Annotated in this window: 20 protein-coding genes; 8 read left to right on the plus strand and 12 right to left on the minus strand. The window is 57.1% G+C overall.

Annotation, left to right across the window (positions count from 1 at the left end):
* Positions 1–84 precede the first annotated feature (84 nt).
* The 4 genes from hpf to AC13CY_RS13975 all read left to right on the plus strand — a co-directional run bounded on the left by hpf (position 85) and on the right by AC13CY_RS13975 (position 2,201).
* Positions 85–393 carry a ribosome hibernation-promoting factor, HPF/YfiA family gene (hpf, locus tag AC13CY_RS13960; protein WP_027335376.1) on the plus strand — a complete coding sequence of 103 codons (309 nt, stop codon included), beginning with the start codon at positions 85–87 and terminating at the stop codon, positions 391–393.
* A gap of 4 nt (positions 394–397) precedes the next feature.
* The gene (gene ptsN / locus AC13CY_RS13965) at positions 398–865 is read left to right on the plus strand and encodes a PTS IIA-like nitrogen regulatory protein PtsN (RefSeq protein ID WP_044629945.1); all 468 of its coding nucleotides are present in this window, start codon (positions 398–400) and stop codon (positions 863–865) included.
* A 65-nt stretch (positions 866–930) separates the two neighbouring features.
* Positions 931–1,854, plus strand: a complete 924-nt coding sequence (rapZ, locus tag AC13CY_RS13970; protein ID WP_228219222.1) for an RNase adapter RapZ — start codon at positions 931–933, stop codon at positions 1,852–1,854.
* A 77-nt stretch (positions 1,855–1,931) separates the two neighbouring features.
* Positions 1,932–2,201: an HPr family phosphocarrier protein gene (locus AC13CY_RS13975; protein ID WP_054641294.1), complete on the plus strand. Its 270-nt coding sequence runs from the start codon at positions 1,932–1,934 to the stop codon at positions 2,199–2,201.
* A 27-nt stretch (positions 2,202–2,228) separates the two neighbouring features.
* Here AC13CY_RS13975 and pmbA read toward each other — a convergent pair whose 3' ends face one another.
* On the minus strand, positions 2,229–3,569 hold the full coding sequence (pmbA, locus tag AC13CY_RS13980) for a metalloprotease PmbA (protein ID WP_058577873.1): 1,341 nt from the start codon (positions 3,567–3,569) through the stop codon (positions 2,229–2,231).
* A gap of 95 nt (positions 3,570–3,664) precedes the next feature.
* Between pmbA and yjgA the strand changes: the two genes are divergently transcribed.
* On the plus strand, positions 3,665–4,186 hold the full coding sequence (gene yjgA / locus AC13CY_RS13985) for a ribosome biogenesis factor YjgA (RefSeq protein ID WP_044629941.1): 522 nt from the start codon (positions 3,665–3,667) through the stop codon (positions 4,184–4,186).
* Positions 4,187–4,195: 9 nt separating this feature from the next.
* Here yjgA and tldD read toward each other — a convergent pair whose 3' ends face one another.
* Genes tldD through AC13CY_RS14020 form a run of 7 tightly spaced genes read right to left on the minus strand, consistent with a single transcriptional unit; the run spans position 4,196 to position 14,109 of the window.
* Positions 4,196–5,650, minus strand: coding sequence for a metalloprotease TldD (gene tldD / locus AC13CY_RS13990; protein WP_062373372.1), 1,455 nt, complete (start codon positions 5,648–5,650; stop codon positions 4,196–4,198).
* Positions 5,647–9,498, minus strand: coding sequence for a YhdP family phospholipid transporter (locus tag AC13CY_RS13995; RefSeq protein ID WP_483052666.1), 3,852 nt, complete (start codon positions 9,496–9,498; stop codon positions 5,647–5,649). The genes tldD and AC13CY_RS13995 overlap by 4 nt, the downstream gene beginning before the upstream one ends.
* Before the next feature lie 2 nt (positions 9,499–9,500).
* On the minus strand, positions 9,501–10,964 hold the full coding sequence (gene rng / locus AC13CY_RS14000) for a ribonuclease G (RefSeq protein ID WP_044629938.1): 1,464 nt from the start codon (positions 10,962–10,964) through the stop codon (positions 9,501–9,503).
* A 59-nt stretch (positions 10,965–11,023) separates the two neighbouring features.
* Positions 11,024–11,626 carry a Maf family protein gene (locus AC13CY_RS14005; RefSeq protein WP_044629937.1) on the minus strand — a complete coding sequence of 201 codons (603 nt, stop codon included), beginning with the start codon at positions 11,624–11,626 and terminating at the stop codon, positions 11,024–11,026.
* Entirely contained in the window at positions 11,619–12,107 is a 489-nt protein-coding gene (gene mreD / locus AC13CY_RS14010; protein WP_044629936.1) for a rod shape-determining protein MreD, read from the minus strand. The genes AC13CY_RS14005 and mreD overlap by 8 nt, the downstream gene beginning before the upstream one ends.
* Positions 12,107–13,048 carry a rod shape-determining protein MreC gene (gene mreC, locus AC13CY_RS14015; RefSeq protein WP_044629935.1) on the minus strand — a complete coding sequence of 314 codons (942 nt, stop codon included), beginning with the start codon at positions 13,046–13,048 and terminating at the stop codon, positions 12,107–12,109. Before mreC ends, mreD begins: the two co-directional genes overlap by 1 nt.
* 23 nt (positions 13,049–13,071) lie before the next feature.
* Positions 13,072–14,109: a rod shape-determining protein gene (locus AC13CY_RS14020; RefSeq protein ID WP_062360020.1), complete on the minus strand. Its 1,038-nt coding sequence runs from the start codon at positions 14,107–14,109 to the stop codon at positions 13,072–13,074.
* A 229-nt stretch (positions 14,110–14,338) separates the two neighbouring features.
* On the opposite strand from AC13CY_RS14020, the gene gatC reads away from it, so the two are divergent.
* Genes gatC through gatB form a run of 3 tightly spaced genes read left to right on the plus strand, consistent with a single transcriptional unit; the run spans position 14,339 to position 17,600 of the window.
* Positions 14,339–14,626: an Asp-tRNA(Asn)/Glu-tRNA(Gln) amidotransferase subunit GatC gene (gene gatC / locus AC13CY_RS14025; RefSeq protein ID WP_044629972.1), complete on the plus strand. Its 288-nt coding sequence runs from the start codon at positions 14,339–14,341 to the stop codon at positions 14,624–14,626.
* A 59-nt stretch (positions 14,627–14,685) separates the two neighbouring features.
* Positions 14,686–16,146 carry an Asp-tRNA(Asn)/Glu-tRNA(Gln) amidotransferase subunit GatA gene (gene gatA, locus AC13CY_RS14030; protein ID WP_089675512.1) on the plus strand — a complete coding sequence of 487 codons (1,461 nt, stop codon included), beginning with the start codon at positions 14,686–14,688 and terminating at the stop codon, positions 16,144–16,146.
* Positions 16,146–17,600: an Asp-tRNA(Asn)/Glu-tRNA(Gln) amidotransferase subunit GatB gene (gatB, locus tag AC13CY_RS14035; protein WP_089675513.1), complete on the plus strand. Its 1,455-nt coding sequence runs from the start codon at positions 16,146–16,148 to the stop codon at positions 17,598–17,600. The genes gatA and gatB overlap by 1 nt, the downstream gene beginning before the upstream one ends.
* A gap of 77 nt (positions 17,601–17,677) precedes the next feature.
* Here the strand turns inward: gatB and sixA are convergent, their stop codons facing one another.
* From sixA to AC13CY_RS14055, 4 genes are all read right to left on the minus strand, one after another.
* Positions 17,678–18,172, minus strand: a complete 495-nt coding sequence (sixA, locus tag AC13CY_RS14040) for a phosphohistidine phosphatase SixA (RefSeq protein ID WP_240312644.1) — start codon at positions 18,170–18,172, stop codon at positions 17,678–17,680.
* Positions 18,165–19,256: an NAD(P)H-dependent glycerol-3-phosphate dehydrogenase gene (locus AC13CY_RS14045; protein ID WP_062360079.1), complete on the minus strand. Its 1,092-nt coding sequence runs from the start codon at positions 19,254–19,256 to the stop codon at positions 18,165–18,167. The genes sixA and AC13CY_RS14045 overlap by 8 nt, the downstream gene beginning before the upstream one ends.
* A gap of 124 nt (positions 19,257–19,380) precedes the next feature.
* Complete coding sequence (gene htpG / locus AC13CY_RS14050; RefSeq protein ID WP_058577867.1) at positions 19,381–21,285, minus strand: molecular chaperone HtpG; 1,905 nt, start codon at positions 21,283–21,285, stop codon at positions 19,381–19,383.
* Between the two features lie 98 nt (positions 21,286–21,383).
* Positions 21,384–21,731 carry a YkvA family protein gene (locus tag AC13CY_RS14055; RefSeq protein ID WP_044629931.1) on the minus strand — a complete coding sequence of 116 codons (348 nt, stop codon included), beginning with the start codon at positions 21,729–21,731 and terminating at the stop codon, positions 21,384–21,386.
* Between the last annotated feature and the right edge of the window lie 93 nt (positions 21,732–21,824).

A 21,824-nucleotide genomic window follows, 5' to 3' on the forward strand; every position in this document is an offset into this window, starting at 1 on the left:
ATGAACAAACTCAACGCAAGGGCTTTGCAATAGCGTAAAAAGGGTTACAATCGAAGTACAGTCCGATGGATAAGGAGCACGTCAATGCAAGTAAACATCACTGGTCATCACGTTGAACTGACTGACGCCTTGCGCGACTACGTTAACGAAAAGCTAGAGCGCGTTGAACGCCACTACGACAACATTACCACGGTGCAAGTGACCTTATCTGTTGAGAAGGAGCGCCAGCAAGCAGCCTGCACACTGCACGCTGCCGGTGCAGACCTTCACGCCGAAGCGCTTGATAACGACATGTATGCCGCTATTGATGCGCTAGCAGACAAAATCGATCGTCAACTCGTTAAACATAAGGAAAAAGCACAAGCTCGCGCCCAGGGCGCTGGTGTGCGTTAACTCAATGACGTTGGAAACCATCCTCCCCCCGGAGCGCGTGCTTTATGACGTTCCCGGGGGCAGCAAAAAACGGGTGCTGGAGTTTTTCAGCACCTTTATCGCCCAAAATACACCCAGCCTAGATAGCCAAGAGGTGTTTAGCCGACTCATTGGCCGCGAGCGACTAGGCAGTACGGGGATAGGCAACGGGGTTGCCATCCCCCACGCTCGCAGTCCTCACTGTAGCGCACCCATTGCTGGCTTTTTAAAGCTTGCTGAGCCAGTAGACTTCGACGCCATTGATGGCGACCCGGTGGATCTTGTGTTTGTGCTGCTGGTACCAGAAGAGGCAGATGACACCCACCTAGCACTGCTTGGCCAAGTGGCTACTATTATGAACGACGCCCATACGCGTCAGCAGTTACGTAAAGCCGATAGTCAGCGCGAACTCTTAGCACTTATTACCGCCAAGATTCGCGAACAAGCCGCCTAGGCTTTATGGGCGGTGGCCACTGCACGCAGCGATAATTTCCTCCCATGCAAGCCAAGAGAGACGCTATGCAACTGGTGATCATTAGCGGCCGTTCAGGGTCCGGTAAATCTATCGCCTTACAAGCGCTAGAGGATCTTGGCTACTACGCTATCGACAATTTACCCGCCATGCTGCTGGGCTCATTAGTTGATGAACTACGTGAGCAAGGCGAGCGCACTCACTTAGCAGTGAGCATTGACGCGCGCAACCTTCCTACGGCGCTTGAACGCCTCCCAGCTTTACTGGAAGAACTACGCCAGCGAGAAATTCGTTTTCAGGTCATCTATCTGACCACGGATGCGCGCATTCTTTTGGAGCGTTACTCAGCCACCCGCCGTCGCCACCCGCTTACCCGGGATAGCGAAATGACGTTGGAAGAGGCCATCAATAAAGAAGAAGAGACGCTGCTTGAAATTCGCGATCTCGCTGACTTGTTGATCGATACGTCGCGCTTATCCGTGCATGACCTGAGACGCCGCATTACTGATCAAGTCGCCCACCAGCGAAAAGATCAGCTAACACTGACGTTTGAGTCGTTTGGCTACAAACGCGGCGTACCCATGGATGCCGACTTAGTCTTCGATGTTCGCTGCCTGCCCAACCCTTATTGGGACCCTACCCTGCGCCAATTTACAGGGCGTGATGCTAATATAGTGGCGTTTTTAAGTAGCTACCCAATGGTCGAGGCAATGACCAATGATATTCAGGCTTGGTTGGAAAAGTGGCTTCCGGCTTACCAAAATAGCCAGCGAAGTTATATAACCGTGGCTATTGGCTGCACCGGCGGGCAACACCGCTCTGTTTATATGGTCGAACAGCTTGCTAAAAAGCTGGTTAAACAGACCGGAGAAGTACAGTTGAGACACCGTGAGCTGGGGTTACAATACACGCTGAGCGAAGAGCCTGCGGTGCCATGCGTTACCACACCCGCCGCTGCCAGCACGCCCTGAGCTTCAGAACCTAATTTTTAAGGCCTAAGCTTCTCAAGACCTAAGTTTCAAGACCCACTCGGCAAAAAGGAACCAGAGTGCCCAAAAGAACCTTAACACTTACCAACCAGCGTGGTCTTCATGCCCGCGCGGCCACCAAACTGGTGAAATGTGGCCAGCAGTTTTCCGCGAATATCGTGGTTTATAAGCAGCAGCAGAAAGCCGATGCCGCCAATATTATGTCGCTGCTAATGCTGGCCGCCCCCTGCGGCACCGAGCTCACTGTCGCCGCTGAAGGAAACGACGCCGAACAGGCGCTAGATGCCATTGAAGCTCTGTTCGACGCACGGTTTGACGAAGACCAGTAGCTAGTTTACCAAGTCAGCACTTGTCGACTAGCTTCCTGCCACTGTCATCGCATCAATCAGCCAGCTACCCGTGTGAATACTGCCACGGGTATCCGTATCACTTCCCACACCGCTTAGCCCCGCGAACATCTTGTTGAGGTTACTAGCAATAGTGAACTCCTCAATGGGGTACTGTACTTCGCCATTCTCAATCCAGAAACCCGCTGCTCCCCGGGAATAGTCGCCAGTGACGCCGTTAACGCCCTGCCCCATGAGCTCGGTCACCCAAATACCACGCCCCATCTGTGTTAACAGCTCTTCCCGCGGCGTTAACGGCGCTAACAAGCGCATGTTGCGCGCGCCGCCTGCATTGCCCGTGGACTGCATCCCTAAACGACGCGCACTGTAGGCAGAGAGCATGTAACTCGCCACCCTCCCCTGATCAATAAACCGGTTGCTACGGGTTTGTACACCCTCCGCATCAAACGGTGAACTAGCCGTTGCTCCCACTTCCATCGGGCGCTCTTCTAACCCAAACCAATCGGGGAATAGCGGGCTACCCAAGCGATCACATAAAAACGAGGCTTCTCGATAAAGCGCGCCGCCCGCCAGAGCACCCATAAGGTGGCCGATAAGGCCGCTAGCAAGGGAGGGATCGAACAGCACAGGAAACGTTCCCGTCGGGGGGCGTCGTGCTCCTAGACGCCGCAACGTTCGCGCTGCTGCCTCACGCCCCACCTCCTCTGGGTGGCGAAGCTGCTGCGGGTTACGCGCCGACGTATAGTCATAATCCCGCTGCATGCCTTGCTCATCTTGGGCAATCAGCATGCAGGAGAGTGAGTGACTGCTACCCTTTTGAGTCCCCAAAAAGCCGTGGCTATTGGCGTATACTCGCACGCCCTCACCGCTTGAGAGCGAGGCACCTTCTGACTGGTGAATACCTGCCACCTCGCGGCCAGCCTGTTCGCAGCGCAGGGCAAGGTCAATCGCTTCATCGGTTGAGAGCGCCCACGGATAGTGCACCTTCAAGTCTGGCAAATAGGTCGCCATCAGCTCTGCTTCAGCGAGGCCTGCAGCGGGATCCTCCCCGGTATAACGTGCAATAGCCAGCGCCTTTTCAACCGTGGCACGAATGGAGGCACTACTTGCATCCGTTGAGGAAGCGCTACCTTTACGTTTTCCCACATAGAGCGTGACCGCAATACCCTGATCACGAGATAGCTCAACGGTCTCCACTTCACCAAGTCGCACACTAACGCCCAACCCTTGGTCAACGCTCGCGCCGACTTCGGCGGCATCCGCCCCTAGCTGTTTTGCCAGGGCAAGCGCCTCTGTGGCGCGCTCCGTCAACTGCGCCTGCTGCGCCGTTGCATCAAATGCCTGTGCCATATGGCCTCCTTTTCACCTGAATCGCATTGGCGAATCAATGTTGTGGTCGCAGCCTGATATAATGCTGCAAACGAATCTAATCTGTGAGTTCTTATATGCCGAAGCAACGCCCCGAGCCTATCGATATCGATGAACAAGAAGAGCGCCCGAGTAAATCTCAGCTAAAGCGTGAAATGCATGCTCTGCAAGCGCTTGGCGAAACATTAATTGCCATGAAGCCTGCCGAGCGGGCGCGCTTTCCTTTATCAGACGATATGCTGAGAGCGATTGAAGAGACTTCTCGCATTCGCTCTCATGAAGGCCGCCGTCGCCATATGCAATACGTTGGCAAACTTATCCGCAAAGAGGATCTAACGGCCATTCAGGGCGTTTTCGATGCCATCGAACAAGAGAAAGAGCAGCGCGATCATGCGTTTCATCGCCTGGAAAAATGGCGTGACCGGCTAGTGGATGAGGGCGACGACGCCGTTGACCTGTTTATGGCAGACTACCCTAACGCCGATCGTCAGGCGCTGCGCCAGCTAGTGCGCAACGCCCGCAAAGAGCGCGAACAGGGCAAGCCCCCCACCAGCTCACGCAAGCTTTTCAAACACCTGCGCGATACGCTAGCGCTGTAAACCAGAGTCTCAAGAAGACTGCGTGCCGCCCACGGTCAGCTCATCCAGTTTCAGGGTGGGTTGGCCAACCCCCACCGGCACACCCTGGCCCTCTTTACCGCAAACGCCAATCCCGGTATCCATCGCCATGTCGTGGCCAATCATCGATACCCGGCCCATGGCCTCAGGCCCGTTACCAATCAGCGTTGCACCTTTCACCGGCGCGGTAATTTTACCGTCTTCAATCATGTAGGCTTCGCTCGCCGAAAACACGAATTTTCCCGAGGTAATATCCACCTGCCCTCCGCCAAAACTCACGGCGTAGATTCCCCGCTTAACGCTTTTAATGATATCGGCAGGGTCATCTTGACCAGCCAACATCACCGTATTGGTCATACGAGGCATCGGCAGATGAGCGAACGACTCGCGGCGGGCGTTGCCGGTAGGCGCCATCTTCATCAATCGCGCGTTTAACTTATCCTGCATATAGCCAGTTAAAATGCCATCTTCAATCAGCGGCGTATATTGGCCGGGTGTGCCTTCGTCATCCACGCTCAACGCGCCGCGACTATCAGCAACAGTGGCATCGTCAACCACTGTGACTCCCTTGGCGGCAACCCGCTGCCCCATTCGCCCTGCAAAGGCAGAACTGCCTTTACGGTTAAAGTCACCTTCCAAGCCATGGCCTACCGCTTCGTGCAGCAGAATGCCCGGCCAACCGGCACCTAACACCACTGGCATCTGCCCCGCTGGCGCATCAATGGCTTCAAGATTGACCAGCGCTTGGCGCACCGCCTCTTTGGCATAGCGTTCGGCAACGCCCTCATCCCGCAGACGCGACATGGAGTAACGACCACCGCCGCCAGCGCTGCCGCGCTCACGGCGGCCATCTTTCGCCGCAATAACACTGACGTTAAAACGCACCAGTGGGCGAATATCCGCCGCTAGGGTGCCGTCACTGGCGCGTACTAAAACCACCTCATAGGTGCCCGACAGCGACGCACTGACCTGGCTAATGCTCGGGTCGGCCGCTCTGGCCACGCGGTCTGCCTCTTTCAGCATGGCCACTTTGTCTTCTGCCGAAAGGCCCGCCAGTGGGTCGATACCTGCATAGTACGACGCCGCGCTGACTGGCATTACTTTCTGCCCTGGCAACTGCTTGCCGCTGCGGACAATGCCAGAGGCGGTACGGCCTGTATCCATTAGTGCATCAGCGGTAATTTGGTTGGAGTACGCAAACCCGGTTTTCTCACCTGCCAACGAGCGCACGCCAACGCCGCCATCAATGTTATAGCTGGCCTCTTTAACTTCGCCATCTTCCAGCACCCAACCCTCTTGCCAGGTGCGCTGAAAATAGAGGTCGGCGTAATCAATCCCCGCTCCCATGGCGTAGCCAAGGCCAGCATCCAGAGCGTTCAAATCGAGGCCACCTGGCGTTAGCAAAATGGAAACAGCGGACTCTATATCGCTTTTATGTGCGGTCATTGGGGGCCTTCTAAAGTCACTTGCGGCGAGGTCCAAGGGCCTCGCACGCGATAATAAATAGTGGTTGCTTGATCCAGCGCATCGCCAAAAATTTGGTCGGCAAGAAACAGTGCACCGCCCACAATGGGCGCTCCGACAGCAATGGCGGCGATGGGTAAACTTTGGCTAACCGGCAGTGTGACGCCTAGGCGCTGGTCAAGTTCACGCTGTAAGAGGTTAACACTTCCTGTTAGCGTCAGCGTGGTGGCGGGTGCATCAATTTGCAGGGGGCCACGAAGCAACAGCTGCCCTTCAGCTACATCGGCAGTGCCATGCACACGGTCAAAGGCCGTTCCCTGACCGGTTAGGTCAGAAAAATCGAACCGTAGACGGCGCAGAATGTTATCAAAGTTGAGCAACCCCACTAAGCGGGCAGGCGTCGATTCAAGCGTCACAAAACGGCCGTCGCGTATATCAGCACTCATTTCACCACCAGCCCGGCTTAAATCAAGCTGCCAGGGGGCTCCCGACCAAGTAAGCTCAGCAGCAAGGTCGGTGGTGCGGCTACGCATGGCTACCGGTTGGTTAAGCTGCTCCAGCGCCGTCCCCACATCGCCACCCTGTATGGAGATATCCGCTCGTGTACGGCTATTCACCGCATTGCCTTCCCAAACCAACTCGCCGCGTGCAGAAAGCTGTCCGAGGGTTAAACCAACTGGTGAGAGCGAAAAACGACGATCATCGGTTTGCCAGTAGGCGGTTAATGGGCCAAAGCGAGTGCCACCAACGCTAATATCCGCTAGCCGTAGCCTGCCGTTGGGCAGTTCAGCTAGCCAGTCGGGAATAGCAACGGGGGCTACATGCTGTGTTTCAATTGCATCAACCCAAGAGTCGGGGGCTGCGACAGTGGCATCATGCTCTTTGGCGGGCAGGTCCAGTAAACGATCTAGGACTAGCATGCTAATTGCAACATCAAGCGGCCGCTCGCTGGCGGGTTGGTAATCTAGGCACCCAGACAACATATCGCCGCTAAGCTGAAGTGCTGCGCGCTGGCCGGTGAGTGTCCCTGAGGCGTTAAAAGCGCCAAAGCACTTGTCACGAAAGCGTAAACAGCCAGCACGTAGCAGTACTTCAAGCGGCGTGCTCTCGCCACTAGAAGCAGATGCCAAGGCGCCTCCCGACAATATCGGCGACAGAACAGCGTGCCATGCCATGGGGTCTAACGTATCGAGCCCTGCTTCAAGGCGCCAGCCAGGCTGGCTGGGCCAATTCGGTCGCTGCACTGCATTGCCGAGCACCACTTCGGCCGCTAGTGCACCACTATTCAACGTTTGGAATCTCGCAGCTGCCTTATCGGCCAATTGCGTCGATACTCGCCCGCTTTCAAACTCCGCGCGTAGCTGCCATGGCCACGGTTGATCGCTAGTCTTGGCAAACGGCTCGGGTAGCGCGCTGGTGATGCCAAGCAGGCGGCTCTCTAAGGTTAACACTGGACGAGCCGCAAGAGAGACCTCACCCTGCCACTGGGTGCGGCCACTCATCATTTGGCGAGCCTGCTCGGCAGGCAGCCCTGCCAACGACCACAGCGCAGACGACTCCACGCTGCCCTGCAAGGCAACACGCTGATCAGCCATCAGCTCTGCGCGAATATCACCGCCCTGCCACTGGCTGCTTAGCTCTCCTAACAGCGCATGCGCCTCACCCACCTGCTGCCAGCTGAGCCCACCATCCAGATCACGCAGGGTTATTGGTAGTGACGCGTAGCGCACAGCCGATAGCGCTGGCCGTGCATTAATCTCTAGCTGGAGCGCCTCCTCGTTATCCAGCGGCAGTACAAGGGCGATATCCCCTTCGATGATACCATCAACGGTAATATCGCTACGTGGTAGCGTGTCCATATCCGGCATGGCCTGAACAAAGTTCAGCAAGGATGCACCATCACTCTGAAGACTGCCTGATAGCTGAAGCGGCTGCTCTTTCTCCATACGTATCGTGCCTTGGGATACTTCAACGCCGTGGCTTTGGGCGTGCTCTACCTGGGCTTGAAGCACTCCTCCTTGCCACAGCAAGCGCCCCTCGACATCTTCCAAACGCGGCCACTCCGGCGCAATCGGCAAGTGGCCTTGAGTGACCTCCAGCGCGAGCGTTGCCGAGAGTTGATCTGATGAAGCCGCAGGTCCCAGGGGCTGACTAAGCTTCAGCGAACCTTGCGGCACTAAGCCACCAATATCGTTCTCCAACCACTCCCTCAGCTTCGGCTCAAATGCTTTCATGGGCAGCCACTGGGAGAGCGGGCGGGAGATCGCATCTACATCGGCAAATGCAATATCCAACCCAAATTGACCGCTTTGCTGCCCCGCGATCAAGCCGAACCCACCACTTACCTGGGCGCCATCCCAGTCCACATTGAGGTCACGGCCGCTAATCATGGTGTTAGGACCATCATACACCCACTCCACCACCCCTTCGGCGTGACTTAGCTGCATAGGTACATCGAAGAGTTCTGGAAAATAGAGCGTACTATCGCCTGCGCTGTTAAAGGTCACGCGGCCACGCAGGTCGCGAGCCTGCACCCAAGCGTCCAGCGGACCGCCTCCTGGCGCTTGCTGCCAGGGGAGTACAGCCACATTAGTAAGTGCAGCATCCACGCCCCATCGCCCCTCACGCTGCCCCAGGCTCAGCCCCTGCACCTGCCCTCGGGGCGAGAGCGTTTGCAATACCCGGGTGAGTGACTCAGGCAACAGCGCATACTCCCGCCAAGCCGCTAGCGAGGCGAGCTCAAACGCACTGGTTCGCAACTCCCACTGCCCCGGCTGGTGTGACAGATACCAGTGGTGTGGCAGCGCGGGGCCATCACCAACGCCTTCAGGCTGGGCCCACTCTACGGTTTCTGCATTGCCACTTAGCCACGCCTCACCGCCTTCGCTGTCGCGCAGCCACTGCCCACTGGCCTGAATGTTTCGCAGCACAGCGTACTCCACATCTTTACGTAGCGTCAGCTCGGGCACATCTAGTGCAAGCCGCGCATCAGCTAGCGCGCCTTCTTGCCAACGCCCCCATAGCTGCACATGACCGCCCACCTGTTCGAGAAAAGGCATGCGATCTGGCCGAAACAGTGCCGCCAGCACCACCAGATGATCCAACTGCATATCGAGCTGAAGCGCAGCAGAAAAGTCCCTAAAGCCTTGCTGACCGGGCTGCATTTCGGCACGCATGGTAATGGCGGGCAGCTCTGATGCCAGCACATCAGGCGCCTCGACAATATTCAGGGAGCCCTCTAATCGTGTGCGGCGATGATCGCCATTCAGAAGCAGCGAAGGTGCATGAAGCATCACAGTCTGCTGCTGGCCATGCAGCATGATGCGGCTGTTATCCACCCAAAGGCGCTGGCGCAGCAGCAGTCCAGCCCAGGCATCCAAGGATTCAAGGTCCACCTCTGGTTGTGGTGCTACCCCCAGCGGCAGCTTGGCCGGTGAAGGCCAGCCCCAGGCGATGTCAGGCTGCTGGTAGAGATGGAATTCGAGCCCAGACATACGCGCATCGCTGAAGATAGGCGCTAAGTGGCGCAACGTGGCCCAGGCATCCAAACGCAGCGACAAGCGATCAAGCCCTATCAGGGCCTGACCATCCGGCGTTTGCGCATGAAGGTCTTCAAGCTCCAGGTGCAGGACGTTGCGCTCCAGAGAGAGCGCTAGATGGTCGATGCTCACCGGCACGCCAATACGTGCCTCTAAAAGCGCCTCCAAGCGGGGGGACAATGCATCAACTTGGCTAGCAAAGAGACGCAGCGCTAACAGCAGTACCGCCAGCGTACCCAGCACAACGGCCACCCCTACTAGACAGCCACGAAAAAAAGAGCGTGGTGCCATCATTACATCAGTACGATGTCGTACTGCTCTTGGGAGTAGTGCTGCTCAACCTGAAAACGGATCGTTTTATTAATAAACGTTTCCAGGTCAGCGACCGCGGCAGACTCCTCATCAAGCAGCCTGTCCACTACTGGCTGGGATGCCAGCACCATATACGTTTCCGCACTATAAGCCCGCTCTTCACGCAGGATCTCACGGAAGATTTCGTAGCAGACCGTTTCAGGGGTTTTCAACGTGCCGCGACCACCACAGGTGGGACACGCTTCGCATAGTGTTTGTTCAAGGCTTTCCCGCGTGCGTTTACGGGTAAGCTGCACTAAACCAAGTTCGGTGACCCCGGTACATTTGGTTTTAGCATGGTCCCGCTCAAGCGCTTTTTCCAGCACGCGCAGCACTTGCCGCTGGTGCTCTACATCCACCATATCGATAAAGTCGATAATGATGATGCCACCTAAATTACGCAGCCTAAGCTGGCGGGCAATGGCAGTGGCGGCTTCCAGATTCGTCTTGAAAATAGTCTCTTCAAGGTTACGATGCCCCACATACCCACCGGTATTCACATCGATGGTAGTCATGGCCTCGGTGGGGTCAATTACCAAGTATCCTCCGGACTTGAGCTGCACCTTGCGACCTAGCGCTTTTTGAATCTCGTCTTCGACACTATAAAGGTCGAAGATGGGGCGTTCGCCGGGGTAGTACTCGATGCGATCAACAGCATCGGGCATAAACTCTTCAGCAAACTCGACCAGCTTGACGAAGTTCTCCCGGGAATCAATGCGTACTTTCTCGATATCATCCCGCATCACATCCCGCAGGGTGCGCATAAACAGCGGCAAGTCATCGTAGATGACGTTGGGAGGGGCGGCGGTGATTTTGCGCTCGCTGACCTTGCGCCAAATACGTAGCAAGAAGTACATGTCGCTGGCCAGCTCTTCATCGCCTACGCCTTCGGCCGCCGTACGCACGATAAAGCCACCCGTGACCTCAATGGTTTGCTCTTCGATACTTTTATCCAGCAGCGCTTTCAAGCGCTCCCGCTCGCGCTCATCTTCAATGCGCTGCGATACCCCGTGATGAGGCGAGTCAGGCATATAGACCAGATAGCGAGAGGGAATCGAAAGATGGGTAGTCAGCCGCGCCCCTTTGGTACCGATAGGATCTTTGGTGACTTGCACCACCAGCGCCTGACCTTCGTGTAGAAGCTGCCCGATGGTCTGCTGCTCGTCATTGGGCGTACCGGGTGGCATGACCTCATGGGCATGAATAAACGCTGCGCGCTCTAAGCCAATATCAACAAAGGCAGCCTGCATGCCAGGCAGTACGCGCACCACTTTGCCTTTGTAGATATTGCCTACGATACCGCGCCTGCGAGAGCGCTCTATTAGCGCCTCTTGCAATACGCCGTTTTCCACCAGCGCAACGCGGGTCTCCATTGGCGTTAAATTTATGAGGACTTCACCGCTCATGCAAAATTCCTTATTGGATGTCCTATTCCTTGCCAGCGCAGCGGGCGATGAGTCGGTGGTTACGAGGGATAACGGCCCGCCCAAACGGGAACCCCTTGCTGGCGTAGCAAGCGCGTTGTTTCAAATAGTGGCAGCCCCACCACAGCAGAGTGACTGCCCTGAATTTGTTCAATAAAAATGGCGGCTAAGCCTTGAATAGCATACCCACCCGCTTTATCGGCGGGTTCGCCCGTCAGCCAGTAGCAGGCGATCTCTTTTGCTGTTAACTCGCGCATGGTGACGTCCGTGGCCACACAACAGGAGAGTATACCTAGCGGCCCGCTTACCGCTACTGCCGTGAGTACCTGATGCGTGCGCCCAGAGAGCATTCTCAACATCTCAGCCGCGTGCTGTTGATTATTAGGCTTACCTAAAATGGTGCTATCAATAACCACCGCGGTATCCGACCCCAGCACGGGCAGCGCGGTTTTGCCCACCGCCGCCTGCGCTTTTGCCACCGCCAGCCGTTCTACATAGGCCGTGGGAGACTCTGCCTCAAGCGGCGTTTCATCAATATCGCTTGGCAAGACACTGACCGGCACACCGATAGAGGCCAACAGTGCCTGGCGGCGTGGTGATGCCGAGGCCAAACAGAGCACGGGGGTGTGGTTATCGTCACGCATTGGCCATTCGCCGCTCAATCGCTTTAAACATTGTGGAGAGCCACGGCCAGAGGAATGCGCTGACCAGCGATGGGATCAAGAAAGAGAGATGTATGGAAAAAACACCCGTCAGCGTTCTTAGCCACTGCTCTATCAGCTGAGCCAACCCTAACAGCACCAGCACCAATACCGACTGTTGTACCAGCGAATAAGCACGAAAACGGGGATACACTAGCGCGGCTAAAAACGTAAGAATCGAAAAAATCAGTGCATGCTGTCCAAGCGCTGTCCCCTCAATAAGATCCATCAAGAGGCCAAATACAAAGCCGTGAAAAACCCCAACTCGATCCGGCGCTTGCATACACCAATAAATCAACATTAGCCCAATCCACTCCGGGCGAAAAACCTGCCAACCATCGGCCAGTGGCATTACCTGCAAGCAGAGCGCAAAAATAAGGCTCAGCCAGACCACCACCAGTGGCACTACCGGCGCACGCGCCATTAGCGTTCCTCCTGCATGGCCGGGGAAGCTGGCTGCCCAAGCCGCTGGGCGGCATGGAGCGCATCGGCTGAAATATCCATGGACTCATCCCAAATAGAAGCATCCAACTCTTCGCGGGGTGGTGGAAAGAGCAGCAGGAAGTGGCGTGAACGCTGAAGCTGAGCCGAAGGTTCAGCAACAACCCGGGCAAATGGCTGGCCAGGGTCGTGATACACCTCGGTCACTCGCGCAACGGGGTAGCCCGGCGGAAAACGCCCTGCCAAACCAGAGGTGGTCAGTAAGTCACCTTCGCGAATATCCGCCGTATCCGGCACATGGAGAACATTCACACTGCCGTAACGGCCAGTACCCTGAACAATAAAACGCAGCCCATTGCGGTTAACCTGCACTGGTAACGCATGGCTTGCATCGGCTAACAGCAACACACGGCTAGAGTAGGCTGAAACAGCAGCCACCTGACCAACCAAACCCGATGCATCAATCACCGGCTGACCGACATAGGCACCGTTGCGGTGCCCACGATCCACCACCATTTGATGGCTAAACGGATCATTATCCAGCGAGAGTAGCTCCGCCGTGATATAGGGAATATCGCGCCGCTCGGCAGCGCCAAGCAAGTTGCGTAGCTCGGCGTTCTCAGCCGTCAGGTTAGCCAAGCGCTGCCCGCGGTGAGAGAGCGTCAAGATTTGCTCACGCAAGTGGCGGTTTTCATCCACCAGCGCCTGCTGGTCGGCGAGTGCTAGCGCGCCCCAATTCAGCAGATCACTAGGCACACTGACTACCCACTGGATGGGAGCGACAATCGTGGTCATTTGGGCGCGCACATCTTCCATGCGAGTAAAACGATGGTCGACAAACATCAACGCGCTTGCCGCCAGCACACAGAAGAATAGCCGGTAACCGGGTAGCGGCCCGTGTGAGAACAGCGGTTTAATAGGCAATCCCCCGCGTTAAACCGCTGCGATCAATCGCTCGACAGCAACTCAAAGGTGTGCCGGTCGATCATTTCCAGCGCCTTGCCGCCGCCACGCGCAACACAGGTCAGCGGATCTTCTGCCACGATAACCGGCAGGCCAGTTTCTTCGGCGATCAGCTTATCCAAGTCACGCAACAGCGCACCGCCACCGGTGAGCACCAGGCCGCGCTCGGCGATATCGGACGCAAGCTCAGGCGGAGACTGCTCAAGCGCACTCTTCACGGCAGCCACGATGGAGCCCAGCGTCTCTTGCAGCGCTTCGAGAATCTCGTGAGAATTCAGTGTAAAGCTGCGCGGAATGCCTTCTGCGAGGTTGCGGCCGCGCACGTCGATCTCGCGCAGCTCGCCACCGGGGTAGGCACACCCGATCTCTTCTTTGATGCGCTCGGCAGTGGCTTCACCAATCAAGCTGCCGTAGTGGCGGCGCACGTACGCGGTGATCGCCTCATCAAAACGGTCACCGCCTACGCGGATCGATTCTGAGTACACCACGCCATTGAGCGAAATGATCGCGATTTCCGTGGTACCACCACCGATATCCACGACCATCGAGCCCTGCGCTTCTTCTACCGGTAGCCCAGCACCAATCGCGGCTGCCATCGGCTCTTCGATCAGGAATACTTCTCGGGCACCCGCGCCTTCTGCTGACTCGCGAATTGCCCGACGCTCGACCTGAGTCGACATACAGGGCACGCACACCAGAACCCTAGGACTTGGCGTGAGGAAAGTGCTCTGGTGCACTTTACGAATAAAGTGCTGAAGCATCTGCTCGGTAACGGTGAAATCGGCGATAACGCCGTCTTTCATCGGGCGAATAGCCGTAATATTGCCAGGCGTGCGGCCGAGCATGCGTTTAGCGTCAGCACCTACCGAGGCCACGCTGCGCATATTGCCAGACTGGCGGATGGCGACTACGGACGGTTCATCGAGCACGATGCCACGACCGCGTACATAAATCAGTGTGTTGGCCGTACCCAAGTCGATCGATAGATCGCTGGAAAACAGCCCCCTCAAACGTTTGAACATGGATGTTGTTACCTAGTGCAGACCGGGAACCCTGTGCGGATGCAAACGGTATCACCGCAACCCCTTGGCAGCAAGCACGAGTCGTGCCGAACACTGCCCGTCAGGGCCATTATGTGGTACCTTTTGCGGCTATTTTCCACGTCTGCTCCGTCAGACGAATTTAAGATGACCGTATGTATACCGCTTAAAGCGAAATATGTTCCATCACGATTGCGAGGAAACCTCGATCATGGCGCTTGAAGAATCTCATGTGCGCCGGGCTGCACACTTGGCCCGACTCGCCGTTAGCGATGACCAAGCCAGTGGCTTTGTCGACGATCTCAGCCGCATTCTGGACATGGTCGACCAGCTCCAGAGCCTGGATACCGAAGGCGTCGCGCCACTGGCCCACCCGCTGGATGCCACGCAGCGCCTGCGCGCCGATGAAGTCACGGAAACGAACCAGCGCGACACGTTCCAGCGCTGTGCCCCGGCAGTGGAAAACGGTCTTTATCTGGTGCCGCGTGTGGTCGAGTAACCCACGCCCACCGCTCGTTTCCGCTTATTCTATTCGCCCCTGAACGGAGCTTCCGGGTCATGCATGATAAAACCGTAACGCAGCTCGCCGCCGCCCTAGCCAGCGGCGAACTCTCCAGCCGAGAGCTGACTTCCCACTTTTTGCAGCGCATTGAGAAAGCCGACGGTCAGCTCAATAGCTTTATTACCGTGACCGCCGAACAGGCGCTAAGCCAGGCCGAAGCCGCCGATAAAGCGCGTGCTGACGGCAAAGCAGGCAAACTCACTGGCATTCCGCTAGCGCTAAAAGATATTTTTTGTACGCAAGGCGTCAAAACCAGCTGCGGCTCCAAAATGCTCGATAACTTTCTCGCGCCTTACGACGCCACCGTGGTAGAGAAACTCAGCGCTGCGGGCACCATTAGCCTGGGTAAAACCAATATGGACGAGTTCGCCATGGGCTCCTCCAACGAAAACAGCCACTACGGCGCGGTCAAGAACCCCTGGGACCTCGCTGCCGTTCCCGGCGGTAGCTCCGGTGGCAGCGCGGCGGCAGTGGCAGCAGGGCTTGTGCCTGCAGCCATGGGTACCGATACCGGTGGTTCCATTCGCCAGCCAGCGGCGTTCTGCGGCATTACCGGCCTGAAGCCCACCTACGGGCGGGTTTCCCGTTACGGCATGATCGCCTACGCCTCCAGCCTCGACCAGGCAGGCCCCATGGCACGCACTGCCGAAGATTGTGCGCACCTGATGAACGTGATTGCCGGTCACGATGTACGCGACTCCACCAGCGTCGCCCGTGGCGTGCCGGACTACACCGAGACGCTCAACGCCCCGCTCTCCGGGCTTAAGATCGGCCTGCCGAAAGAGTACTTTGGCGACGGTTTAGACCCAGAAGTAGAAAAGGCTGTGCGTGAAGCGGTGAAGGTGTATGAGTCGCTGGGTGCCACAGTGCGCGAAGTCAGCCTCCCGCATACCCACTACGCAATTCCCGCTTACTACGTCATTGCTCCCGCCGAGGCGTCGTCTAACCTTTCGCGCTACGATGGTGTTCGCTTTGGCCACCGCTGCGATGCTCCTACGGACCTGATTGATCTCTATACCCGCTCGCGGGCGGAAGGCTTCGGTGAAGAGGTGAAGCGCCGCATTCTGATCGGCACCCACACGCTATCGGAAGGCTTCTTCGACGCCTACTACACCAAAGCGCAGAAGGTTCGCCGCCTGATTCGCCAGGACTTCCTCGACGCCTTTGAAGATGTCGATGTACTGATGGGCCCAGCCTCCCCCACGCCTGCCTTCGACCTGGGCGCGAAGAAAGACCCGGTCTCCATGTACCTGCAAGATATCTACACCATCGCCGTTAACCTGGCGGGTATTCCTGGCATCAGCGTTCCCGCAGGCTTTGCGGGCGGTCGCCCGGTAGGCTTACAGATATTGGGCACCCACTTTGCCGAAGCGCAGCTGCTCAACGTGGCCCACCAGTTCCAACAAGCGACCGACTGGCACCTTCAACTGCCCGCCTTTGCCGAGGAGAACGCCTAATGCAATGGGAAACCGTGATTGGGCTGGAAGTTCACGTTCAGCTCGCAACGCGCTCTAAGATTTTTTCCGGTGCCTCCACCGCGTTTGGTGCCGAGCCGAACACCCAGGCCTGCGCCGTTGATTTGGGCCTGCCGGGCGTCCTGCCAGTACTGAATGAGCAGGCCGTCGCCATGGCCGTGCAGTTTGGCCTCGCCGTCCACGCTGAGATTCCTGAAGTCTCGGTGTTTGACCGCAAAAACTACTTCTACCCGGATCTTCCCAAGGGTTACCAAACCAGCCAGATGTATCATCCCATTGTGGGTGCTGGCGACGTTGAGATTACCCTGGATGACAACACCACCAAACGGATTCGCATCCACCACGCCCACCTGGAAGAGGACGCCGGCAAGTCGCTGCACGAAGACTTCCACGGTATGACCGGCATCGACTTGAACCGGGCAGGCACGCCGCTGTTAGAGATCGTTTCAGAGCCAGATATGCGCAGTGCGAAAGAAGCGGCCGCCTATCTCAAAGCGATTCACTCCATCGTCACCTATCTGGGCATTTCCGACGGCAACATGGCCGAAGGCTCGATGCGTTGCGACGTCAACGTGTCGGTACGCCCTAAAGGGCAAGAAGCGTTTGGGACTCGTGCAGAAATTAAAAACGTCAACTCGTTCCGCTTTGTGGAGCGCGCCATTGCGTTTGAAGTCGAACGTCAGATTGAACTGATTGAAGACGGCGGCAAAGTAGTGCAAGAGACCCGCCTGTTTGATCCAGAGCGCGACGAAACCCGCAGCATGCGCACCAAGGAAGAGGCGAACGACTACCGCTACTTCCCCTGCCCCGACCTGCTGCCGGTGGTGCTGGATCAAGCCTACCTGGATCACCTGCGCAACCAACTGCCGGAGCTGCCCGCCGATAAGCGTGCCCGCTTCCAGAATGAGCTAGGCCTGTCGGCTTACGACGCTAACGTGCTATCAGCCAGTCGTGAAATGGCGGAGTTTTTCGAGGAAGTACACCGGGTATGTGGCGACGCCAAGCAGGCGGCCAACTGGGTACAGGGCGAACTTTCCGGCGCGCTGAACCGCGAGAATCTGAGCATCCAAAATAGCCCAGTGTCAGCCCAACAGCTTGGCGAACTCATCAGACGTGTGCTGGATGACACCATTAACGGTAAAGCCGCTAAGCAAGTGTTCCAAGCGCTATGGAATGGCCAGGGCGAGAGCGCGGATGCCGTCATCGAGGCAAAAGGCTTAAAGCAGGTGACCGACACCGGCGCGATTGAAGCGATGATCGATCAAGTCATTGCCGAAAGTCCGGCGCAGGTGGCGCAGTACCGTGATTCCGAGCCCGAGAAGCGTGGCAAGATGATTGGCTACTTTGTGGGTCAGGTGATGAAGGCATCACGCGGCACGGCTAACCCGCAGCAGGTCAACGGCTTGCTGAAAGAGAAGCTGGATGCGCTGCTATAGAAAACGCGCATAGGTGCGGTGATAGACCACAAGCGGCTGCTTCGGCAGCCGCTTTTTTTTATGGCTGATTTTTATGATTAGGACAGCTGGCTAGGCTGGGTAAAGCGCTTAAGCTGCGCGCAGCCCGCCGCCCAGACGTCAGCCTCTAGCTCGACAATGGCCGCCGTGGGGAAGCCAACGCCCTGGCTTGGCGTGCCTTCGACCAACAACCCAGCCAAGTCGCCCACCAAGGGCATGTGGCTGACCAGCATAATCGGCGCGTCATCACGATGAGTGAGCAACCACTCGCTCACATCGCTCGGCGGGTCTTCCGGGGTAATAAATGACAGCGTGTTAAGCGGCACGCCCAAGGCATCGCTAATCCGCTGGGCGGTTTGCTGAGCGCGCACATAGGGGCTTGCGTAGAGCATTGGCAGCGTCAGCTCGCCCTGCTCAACGCGCGATGCCAGCCAGCGGGCCATGGTCTCGGCCTCGCGCTCCCCTCTGGGCGTCAGCAGTCGGGCGTGGTCTGGAAAACCTGGGGCGGCTTCGCCATGGCGCATAATCAATACGCTATTCATACCGCTATTCATCGCAACCTCCGCTGTTGTGTTGGCCCTGGTGGGCCTGCTCGCGATGCGCCTGCTGAACCGCTTCCCGGGGCAGGATAAATTCCACATCGCTGCTCTGCTCTCCCATCATGAGCGTACTCGCCATTTCTTGTGCGGGCACCCCATCGAAGAGCACACGATTCAACCCTTCGGCCAACGGCATATAAACCCCCATCTCGCGCGCTTTTGCGCAGACCAGCTTGACGGTATTGACGCCTTCCGCCACTTGGCCAAGCGCAGCCACCGCTTCCTCTAACGACAGCCCCGTACCCAGTGCATGGCCCACGCGGTAATTGCGCGACAAGTTAGACGAGCAAGTGACGATCAGGTCGCCCACGCCTGCCAAACCAAGAAACGTCATGGGGTTGGCCCCCTGGGCAACGGCGAAACGGCTCATCTCGGCCAGCGCTCGGGTCATCAGCATGCTGCGGGTGTTCTCCCCCATCCCCAGCGCCGCGGCCATGCCCGCTGCAATGGCGTAAATATTCTTTAATGCGCCCCCCAGCTCCACGCCGTGACGATCATTACTGGCGTATACGCGGAAATAGCGACAGCCCAGCACTTGCTGTACTCGAGTGCGCGTTAGCGCATCCGCACTGGCGATCACCGTGGCGGTCAACTGCTTGTCAGCAATCTCGGAGGCCAAATTAGGCCCTGCAATGACGCCAATATGGGGGAAGCCGGTCTCCTGCTCCAGCACTTGGCTCATCAGTAAAAAGCCATCTTGCTCAATCCCTTTGGTGGTGCTGACCAGGATTTGTTCGGGCGAGAGCCAGGGCTTGGCCGCTTGCACCACGCTGCGAAACGCTTTCGACGGGATGGCAATCAGCACCAGTTCGGCACCCGTCAGCACCGATTTCAAGTCGGTCGATGCGGTGACGGCAGGGTTGATCGCATAGTCGGGAAGATAGCGGCCGTTGCGGTGCTCTCGGTTGATCTGCGCGACCAGCGCCTCGTCGCGCAACCATTGACGCACGTTAGCGCCATTGTCGGCGGCGATACTGGCCAGCGCGGTACCAAAACTCCCGCCCCCCAGCACCGCGACGTTACTTTGCTGCTCTGCCATAGCCATGTCCTGAGTTCTTTTACGTAACGGTGGGCCTCAACCCCCATTTTGATAAGCACTATCTTAACAAAACAAGCGGGCCGCTTGGTCAACCAAGCGGGCCGCGACTAGCGAGCTTAGGGCATTAAGCCGTCAACACACTATTGAGGCGCTTCACGTAGGCAGCCGGGTCGTCCAGATGGCCGCCCTCGGCAATGATCGCCTGATCCAGAAGGATGTGGGCTAACTGGCCAAATAGATCACCCTCTGCATTTTCCAAACGGGCCACTAGGGCATGGTTGGGGTTGAGCTCCAGAATGGGCTTCACCTCCGGCAGCTTCTGGCCTGCGGCTTCCATAATGCGGCGCATTTGGTAGCCCATCTCGTGCTCGGGCAGTACCACACAGGCGGGTGAATCGGTCAGGCGGTGGGTGATTTTCACCTCTTGAACGCCATCGCTCAGCGCTTCTTTGACGCGCTTTACGAGATCTTCCTTCGCCTTGGCCGTCTCTTCCTGGGCTTTTTTCTCGGCTTCGTCTTCGACATCGCCCAGGTCCAGCTCGCCTTTGGCCACGTCGGCGAAAGGCTTGCCATCGAACTCGGTCAGGTGGCTCATCAGCCACTCATCGATACGATCGGAGAGGAGCAGCACCTCGATACCTTTCTTGCGGAAAATCTCCAGGTGCGGGCTGTTCTTCGCGGCATTGAAGCTATCCGCCACCACGTAGTAGATCTTCTTCTGACCTTCCTTCATGCGCTCGACGTATTCGGCCAGAGAATGCTCCTGGGCGGACGTGTCGGTATGCGTGGAAGCAAAGCGCAGCAGACCGGCGATTTTTTCGCGGTTAGCGAAGTCTTCACCTGGGCCCTCTTTCAGCACACTGCCAAAGGTGTTCCAGAACGTTTGATACTGCTCGCTATCTTTGGACAGTTTCTTGAGCATGTCCAGCGCACGCTTGGTGAGCGCCCCTTTGATCTTGTCGACCTTGGGATCTTGCTGCAGCAACTCACGGGAGACGTTCAATGAGAGATCGCGCGTATCCAGCACACCCTTGATGAAACGCAGGTAGAGGGGCAGGAACTGCTCGGCATCATCCATGATGAAGACACGTTGCACGTAAAGCTTCACACCGCGCGAGCCATCACGGTCGAACATGTCGAACGGTGCGCGGCCCGGCACGTAGAGCAGGCTGGTGTACTCGAGCTTACCCTCGACTTTGTTGTGACTCCAGGTAAGCGGGTCACTGAAGTCGTGGGCAACGTGCTTGTAGAACGCCTTATACTCGTCGTCGCTGATCTCGCTCTTCGGGCGCGCCCACAGCGCGGTAGCTTCGTTGACAGTTTCCCACGTCGTCACTTCGCTACCTTCGATCTCGTTACCGTCGTCATCCTTGGCGGTTTCGACCTTGGGCATACGCACCGGCACTTCGATGTGGTCAGAGTACTTGCGCACCAAGCTTTGCAGGCGGTAGTCGTCGGCGAACTCTTTTGCATCGTCTTTTAAATGCAGGGTGATTTCCGTGCCGTGAGCGTCACGCTCGATGTCGGCAACAGTAAACTCGCCTTCGCCTTTGGAGCGCCACTCGACGCCTTCAGATGCGGCGGTGCCCGCTTTACGAGTACGTACGACCACTTCGTCGGCCACGATGAAGGCCGAATAGAAACCAACCCCGAACTGACCGATCAGCTTGGCGTCTTTTTGCTGCTCGCCGGAGAGCTGCTTCAAAAACTCTGCCGTACCGGAACGCGCGATGGTGCCCAAGTTGGCAATCACATCTTCGCGGTTCATGCCGATACCATTATCGCGCAGCGTGATGGTGTTGGCGTCGCGGTCGTGCTCGATCTCGATACGCAGCTCGCTATCGCCTTCGTATAGAGCGTCGTTATCGAGTGCGGCATAGCGTAACTTGTCACAGGCATCAGCGGCGTTGGAAATCAGCTCGCGTAGAAAAATCTCCCGATTCGAGTACAGGGAGTGGATCATTAGATTCAGGAGCTGTTTGACTTCCGTCTGAAAGCCAAGAGTTTCTTCATGGGTCGCAGTCGTCATGCGCTTAGCCCTCATTGATCACGTGTTGCTTGACGCCTCTGCCCACAGGCAGAGGCGGAAAAGGTAGTGAACTCAATATGGGGATAAGTGAAGGGATTTCAAGAAGGTGTGCGTGAAGAAGCGGTGGCTGCCTCAGTAGCCGATTTCCAAGCGCGATAGTCGGCCAACTGCGTATCGACGCGGTTTAGTAACCAGCCTACGATCAATACGTCATCGACCACTCCTAGCAGCACCAAAAAGTCGGGGATCAGGTCGAATGGCATGACCAGGTAGGCCAACGCCAGCGCCATGGTGCCAAACGCAGACCAGGGAATCGGCCTGAAATCTCCTTTCAGCACATCGCGGGTCATGGGTAAAAATAGCTTGAGCGCACGGGCGATACGTTTAACGGCCCATACGCGTGTTTTCAATCGACGAAACAATCCCCAAACGGATAATCGTGCCATCGTTATCGAATCCTCTTAGTGTCACGATTGTCAGAACCTTATCTGTGCGTATAGTTCACTTGTCCGTATAGTTCACTATTGCGCCTTTGACCC

The sequence above is a fragment of the Vreelandella sp. L-15 genome (assembly GCF_056857635.1).